The organism is Pseudomonas tehranensis, from assembly GCF_014268615.1.
Taxonomy (GTDB): Bacteria; Pseudomonadota; Gammaproteobacteria; order Pseudomonadales; family Pseudomonadaceae; genus Aquipseudomonas; species Aquipseudomonas tehranensis.
In genome coordinates this window covers 1-5296 of sequence record NZ_JABWQV010000299.1, presented here as the reverse complement: position 1 = coordinate 5296, position 5296 = coordinate 1, and the positions used below count along the sequence as shown (strand labels likewise).

Sequence of the window (5296 nt, the reverse complement as noted above, 5' to 3'; positions counted from 1 at the left end):
GGTCAGGGTGTAGGTGAAGGTTTCAGTGCCACTTCCGCCGCCGTGCAACGCTATGAATTGCGGGTCACTGGTGTTGAGGGTGTAGGTGTACGTGCCGTTGGGGTTCAGCACCAGGGTGCCGTAAGTGCCGGTGAACGTACCGCCAATGATCGGCCCGCTGTCAGGACCGGTGGGGATGCGGTCAGCGCCTTGGTGATCGTTGGGCAAGACGTTGCCAGTGAGCGTGACAAGACTTTCCGATGCGGTACTGGCGTGGCTGTCGTCGATCGCCTGAGGGACATCGTCGGTGATATTGACGTCCAAGGTCCCCGTAGCTGTGTCGCCATCGCTGTCGACGGCCACGACCGGGAACTGCTCGCTGATGGTATTGGCCCCACCACCGGCGGGATGGGTTTCATTGTCCGTCAGGGTATAGCTGTAGCTGACCACACCGGTCGCGGGGTTGTAACCGGTGATGGTCAACGTGTTGCCCAGCGCCGAGGTGATGGATTGGGGAAAACCTGCCGGTACGCCGCCGGTGATTACGTTGATGCCACCGATGCTCAGGCTGCTCAATCCATCGGGCGCGGAAATGGTAAAGCTGCCGCTTTGCACCAGTGCGCCAGGATTGCTGGCGGAACCGTCAGACAGGTTCGCCTCATTGGCGGTCAATTCACCGCCATCCACGGTCAAGCCATCAAGGGTAACCGGGTTGTCCGGGGTTTCAGGGTCTACCGGTGGCACGATTGCATCGTCGCCGCCGTCATCTGCATCACCGGCCAGACGCAGTTCTGGAAACTCGGGTATCCCGTTGAACCCAGCGGTGGGAAAACCGATCAGCGGGTCAACCTCCCCGCCGACCTCTTCCAGCAACACAAAACTGTGCCCGCCGCCCACGCCGCCCGGATTGCCGCCCTCAGCGCCTGCAGCCGTGGCCTCGCCGGTCTGGGTCGGGTCCGCGCCGGCGGCGATGGCTTGTTGCAGTTTTTGCACATCAGTCAGTTGCGCATCGCTGGGGGTAGTCGCCTCAGGCGTGTCGCCAGCAGAGGCCTGATTGGCAAGCAGTTGCGGGCTCAGCGTCAGGTCACTTCCACGGCCCAGGGTCAACTCCTTGCCGTTTTGCAACTGCACAGCCACCGCCCCTTCGGCCCCGGTGATCAGGTGCTCGCCGGCATAGAGCCGATCACCTTCAACCAGAGGTCGCCGCAGACCGCCGACGGCTTCTGCGAAAACCTGTCCTACCACCTTGCTGACGGTACCGATGAGCGCTGCCATGTGCATTCCTCCATTGCCAACCGCAGTCGGCACCTGTCTGGGTGAAGAATTGGTGCTTGGGTTGGCAGTCAGAAAAATCTGGAAAATCTGCCAGCTTCGGGGCTCTTCAGAGGCGCTAGCTATTCGCCACAATGACAAAAAACCGTCGCTTTAACCCGCCTCGTTTTTCAACCTTTCTGCACTTCTTCACATCGCTTAAAAAAGAGTATGGAACTTTTATTGACGCCTAAAAATCGTCAGAACCCGCAAACACAAAGGGTTTCGCCTTGAACAATGTGCCGCTTTTTTCCAAGCACATAAGTTTTTTTTGGCATAAGCCTTATGAGAAATTCTTCTTAGGTTTTGCGCAGGATGTTCTTAGCTGTGTTGTTACAAGCTTGAAACGGTTTTGATCTTAAATACGTCAATATATTGGCGACAGCGAAGTACAACAGACCTCAGGAGATGCACCCCATGCGCGTTCTTTCCCCCCTCTGCAGCGCGGTTTTGCTGGCCATGGCCTGCTCTTCTTCTGCGCAGGCCATGTCGTTGACCGAAGCGATCCAGAGCACCATTGCGACCCACCCGGAGTTGGCACAACGGGTCGATAGCCGTCTGTCGGCCAACGAAGACGTCAAAGTCGCCAGAGGAGGGTTCTTCCCGTCGGTGGATTTGAATGCCGGCTACGGGCGCGGCTACAGCGACAACACCAATACCCGAGCGCTGGGCAATCACCACACCAACATCCTGACTTACACCCAGTCGGAACTGCGCCTGCGGCAGATGCTGTTTGACGGGTTCAACACCGCCAATGAAGTGGAGCGCACTAAAGGCGTAGTCAACTCCCGGGCCTACTACGCCCAAGGCACTGCTCAAGACCTGGCGCTGCGTACCATCGAGGTTTATCTGGAAGTGCTCAAGCGTCGCGAGCTGGTGACCCTGGCCAAGAACAACCTGCAGGCTCACCTGCGGGTCAACGACCAGATCGGCCTGCGCACCGAACGCGGCGTGGGCAGTACCGCCGACTCCGACCAGTCCAATGCCCGTCGGGCTCTGGCGGAAAACAACTACGACACCGCCCAGGTCGACCTGGCCGACGCCGAGGCTAACTTCTACAGCGTGGTCGGGCGCATGCCCGATGAGCTGGAAACCCCGCCCTCGACCAAAGGCGAAATGCCCGCTGACCTGCGCGAAGCCCAGCAGAGCATGGTGGATAACAACCCCTACCTGAAATCGGCCCAGGCCGACGTGCAGTCCGCCGAAAGCCAGTATGAAGTGGCCAAGTCGCCGTTCTACCCGCGTTTCGACGCCGAGGCGGCGGTGGGCGCCAATAACAACCTCGGTGGCGAAGAAGGTCACGACAACAACTGGCGGGTCGGTGTGGTGATGAACTACAACCTGTTCCGCGGCGGCAGCGACAAGGCGCGGCTGGCGTCCAATGCTCACCAGATCAACCAGGCCATGGACATCCGCAACAACGCCCTGCGTCAACTCAACGAAGACACGCGCCTGGCCTGGAACGCGATGCTCAACGCCCGCAAGCAGACCCCCACCGCCCGGGAATACGCCGATACCACCTCCCGTGTACGCGCCGCCTATCAGGATCAATTCGGTCTCGGTCAGCGGACCCTGCTCGATGTGCTCGACAGCGAAAACGAGCTGTACAACGCCAACCGTCGCTACACCGAGGTGCGGTACACCGAGGAATACTCGATGTATCGGGTATTGGCGAACATGGGCCAGTTGTTGAGCAAACAGCGGGTGGTGCTGCCGGCCGACGCAGTCGCCCAGACCGAAGTCAAAAACGAAGCGCAGCTGCCCGAACTGAAGTAGGCCCCCTCCAAAGAAATGGGAGCGATCAATGTGACCACGATGGAACCGGTAATCCCCGCCGATCCGCGGCTGAATTTCGATGATCCGTTGCTGGACGGTCTGTTGATCCTCTGCAAACTCCATGGCGCGACAGTCAGCCGCGCCAGCCTTGGCGCCGGGCTTCCAATGGCGCACCAACGCTTGAGCCTGGACCTGCTGCCACGCGCAGCGGCCCGGGCCAGTTTGCAGGCGCGTCTGCTACGCCGCGACCTGGCCGATATTTCGCCACTCAACCTGCCGGTGATGCTGATTCTGGCCGGTGGCCGCTGCGCCGTGTTGCGACGCTGGGGCGAGGACGGCCAGGCGCTGATCCTGCCCAGCGAAGCCGACGGTGGCGAGCAGTGGGTCAGCCGCGACGAACTGAACGCCGTCTACAGCGGCCAGGCGTTGTTCGCCCGGCCGCGCCATGAACTCGAAGACCTGCGCGCGCCCTTGGTTCCACGGGTCGAGGCCTGGTTTCGCGACACCTTGAAACTGTCGCGCTGGTTGTACAGCGACGCGATCCTGGCGAGTTTCCTGATCAACCTGCTGGGGCTGATGGTGCCGCTGTTCGTCATGCAGACCTACGACCGCGTGGTGCCGAACCAGGCCACGTCGACTTTGTGGGTGCTGGCCGTCGGGCTGTTGATCGGCACCGGTTTCGAACTGGTGTTGCGCGTGGTGCGCGCCCATCTGCTGGACACCGCCGGCAAGAAGACCGACGTGATCCTCTCCGCAACCCTGTTCGAACGCATCACCGGCATGGCGATGAAGGCCAAACCGGTCACCATCGGCGGCTTCGCCCAAAGCATCCATGACTTCCAGGGGCTGCGCGAATTCCTGACCGCTGTCACCCTGACCAGCCTGATCGACCTGCCCTTCGCCGTGCTGATGCTGGTGGTGATCGGCCTGCTGGGCGGCTGGCTGGTGGTGATTCCGGTGGTGGCTTTTCCGCTCACCATTATTTTCGCGATGATCATCCAGGCGCGTCTGCGCGACACCGTACAAAAAAGCCTCGCGTTGGGCGCCCAGCGTCAGGCATTGCTGATTGAAACCCTCGGCGGCCTGGAAACCCTCAAGGCCTGCAGTGCCGAAAGCGAGCGCCAGCACCAATGGGAAAGCACCCACGGTGCCCTCACCCGCCTGGACAGCCACGCGCGCAGCCTCTCGGCGCTGGCCACCAACGGCACGCTGTTTCTGCAACAACTGGCCGGCATGGCGACCATCGTCGCCGGGGTCTACAGCATCATCGCCGGCAACCTCAGCGTCGGCGCGCTGGTGGCGACCTACATGCTCGGTAGCCGGGTGCTGGCGCCGCTGGGGCAGATCGCCGGGCTGATCACCCGTTACCAGCAAGCCCAGCTCACCATGCGCAGCACCGATGCGCTGATGGCGCTGCCTCAGGAGCGCGATGCCAAACAACGGCCGCTGGATCGCACCCAACTGCAAGGCGCACTGGACGTCAGCGGCGTGACCTTCCATTACAACGACCAAAACGCCCCGGCGCTGGCAAAGGTGAGTTTCAGTCTCAAGCCCGGCGAACGGGTCGGGATCATCGGTCGCAGTGGCTCGGGCAAAAGCACCCTGGCGCGCCTGGTGATGGGCTTTTATGAGCCCCAGGAAGGCCAGTTGCTGCTCGATGGGCTGGACCTTCGGCAACTGGACGTGGCGGACCTGCGCCAGCAGATCGGCTATGTCGCCCATGACCTGCCGCTGCTGGCCGGCAGCCTGCGGGACAACCTCACCCTGGGTGCCCGCTACATCAGCGATGCACGCATGCTGGAAGTGGCGGAACTGACCGGCGTCACCGAACTGGCCCGCCAGCATCCCCAGGGCTTCGACCGTCCGGTAGGCGAGCGCGGGCAGTTGCTCTCCGGTGGGCAGCGCCAGGCCGTGCTACTGGCCCGCGCCCTGTTGCTCGATCCGCCGATCCTGCTGCTGGACGAACCCACCAGCGCCATGGACAACAGCAGCGAAGACGTGTTGCGGCAAAAGCTTCATACCCATGTGCAGGGCAAGACGGTGCTGCTGGTGACCCACCGCACGTCGATGCTTAGCCTGGTGGACCGGCTGGTGGTGCTGGACAACGGCCGGATTGTGGCCGATGGGCCGAAGGAAGCGGTGATTGAGGCACTGCGCAAAGGGCGGGTGGGGTCTTCGGCGGTATAGAAACAACACCGCAACCTGTGGGAGCAAGGCTTGCCCGCGATAC

General features: G+C 61.9%; 3 protein-coding genes. 2 read left to right on the top strand and 1 reads right to left on the bottom strand.

What is annotated here, in order from left to right; translation table 11 throughout:
- Positions 1-1254, bottom strand: a 1254-nt coding sequence (locus HU811_RS24445) for a retention module-containing protein (protein ID WP_186658559.1), incomplete at its 3' end; no start/stop codon positions are given.
- Between the two features lie 453 nt (positions 1255-1707).
- Between HU811_RS24445 and HU811_RS24440 the strand changes: the two genes are divergently transcribed.
- Entirely contained in the window at positions 1708-3066 is a 1359-nt protein-coding gene (locus HU811_RS24440; RefSeq protein WP_186658556.1) for a TolC family outer membrane protein, read from the top strand.
- 30 nt (positions 3067-3096) lie between these two features.
- Positions 3097-5253, top strand: coding sequence for a type I secretion system permease/ATPase (locus tag HU811_RS24435; RefSeq protein WP_186658553.1), 2157 nt, complete (start codon positions 3097-3099; stop codon positions 5251-5253).
- Positions 5254-5296 lie beyond the last annotated feature (43 nt).

Excerpts from the sequence above, each read along its gene's own strand:
- HU811_RS24440 (WP_186658556.1), top strand. The coding sequence starts at position 1,708 with ATGCGCGTTCTTTCCCCCCTCTGCAGCGCGGTTTTGCTGGCCATGGCC.